Genomic DNA, 1,644 nt, shown 5'->3' with positions numbered 1-1,644 from the left:
AAGAAACAATAAGCCAAATCAAACACTTTAATTGGAGAGTTTGATCCTGGCTCAGGACGAACGCTGGCGGCGTGCCTAATACATGCAAGTCGAGCGCGGGAAGCGAGCAGAAGCCCTTCGGGGTGGACGCTCGTGGAACGAGCGGCGGACGGGTGAGTAACACGTGGGCAACCTACCTGTGAGACGGGGATAACTCCGGGAAACCGGGGCTAATACCGGATAACGCATCGAACCGCATGGTTCGATGATCAAAGATGGCTTCTAGCTATCACTCACAGATGGGCCCGCGGCGCATTAGTTAGTTGGTGAGGTAACGGCTCACCAAGGCGACGATGCGTAGCCGACCTGAGAGGGTGATCGGCCACACTGGGACTGAGACACGGCCCAGACTCCTACGGGAGGCAGCAGTAGGGAATCATCCGCAATGGACGCAAGTCTGACGGTGCAACGCCGCGTGAGCGATGAAGGTCTTCGGATCGTAAAGCTCTGTTGTGAGGGAAGAACAAGTGCCGTTCGAATAGGGCGGCACCTTGACGGTACCTCACCAGAAAGCCCCGGCTAACTACGTGCCAGCAGCCGCGGTAATACGTAGGGGGCAAGCGTTGTCCGGAATTATTGGGCGTAAAGCGCGCGCAGGCGGTTCCTTAAGTCTGATGTGAAAGGCCACAGCTCAACTGTGGAGGGCCATTGGAAACTGGGGAACTTGAGGACAGAAGAGGAGAGCGGAATTCCACGTGTAGCGGTGAAATGCGTAGATATGTGGAGGAACACCAGTGGCGAAGGCGGCTCTCTGGTCTGTAACTGACGCTGAGGCGCGAAAGCATGGGTAGCGAACAGGATTAGATACCCTGGTAGTCCATGCCGTAAACGTTGAGTGCTAGGTGTTAGGGGGTCCAACCCTTAGTGCTGCAGTTAACGCAATAAGCACTCCGCCTGGGGAGTACGGCCGCAAGGCTGAAACTCAAAGGAATTGACGGGGGCCTGCACAAGCGGTGGAGCATGTGGTTTAATTCGACGCAACGCGAAGAACCTTACCAGGTCTTGACATCTTCGGACAGCCCAAGAGATTGGGTCTTCCCTTCGGGGACCGAATGACAGGTGGTGCATGGTTGTCGTCAGCTCGTGTCGTGAGATGTTGGGTTAAGTCCCGTAACGAGCGCAACCCCTGATCTTAGTTGCCAGCATTGAGTTGGGCACTCTAGGATGACTGCCGGTGACAAACCGGAGGAAGGCGGGGATGACGTCAAATCATCATGCCCCTTATGACCTGGGCTACACACGTGCTACAATGGATGGTACAAAGGGAAGCCAAACCGCGAGGTCGAGCTAATCCCATAAAGCCATTCTCAGTTCGGATTGTAGGCTGCAACTCGCCTGCATGAAGCCGGAATCGCTAGTAATCGCGGATCAGAATGCCGCGGTGAATACGTTCCCAGGCCTTGTACACACCGCCCGTCACACCACGAGAGTTGGCAACACCCGAAGTCGGTGGGGTAACCTTCACGGAGCCAGCCGCCGAAGGTGGGGCCAATGATTGGGGTGAAGTCGTAACAAGGTAGCCGTATCGGAAGGTGCGGCTGGATCACCTCCTTTCTAAGGAATATAGGAGGCGACAGTGCTATTTTGTTTAGTTTTGAAGGATTG

The 1,644-nt window shown here is 55.4% G+C and carries 1 rRNA gene; it reads left to right on the top strand.

The features are described 5' to 3' along the window. Positions 1 to 28: 28 nt before the first annotated feature. Positions 29 to 1,593, top strand: a 16S ribosomal RNA gene (locus FHR85_RS14215). The last annotated feature ends 51 nt before the right edge of the window (positions 1,594 to 1,644 follow it).

It is taken from the genome of Alkalibacillus almallahensis, from assembly GCF_011761495.1.
In the GTDB taxonomy this organism is placed as follows: domain Bacteria; phylum Bacillota; class Bacilli; order Bacillales; family Alkalibacillaceae; genus Alkalibacillus; species Alkalibacillus almallahensis.
The sequence above is the reverse complement of the archived record's forward strand: the minus strand, read 5'-3'. Positions and strand labels throughout refer to the sequence as shown.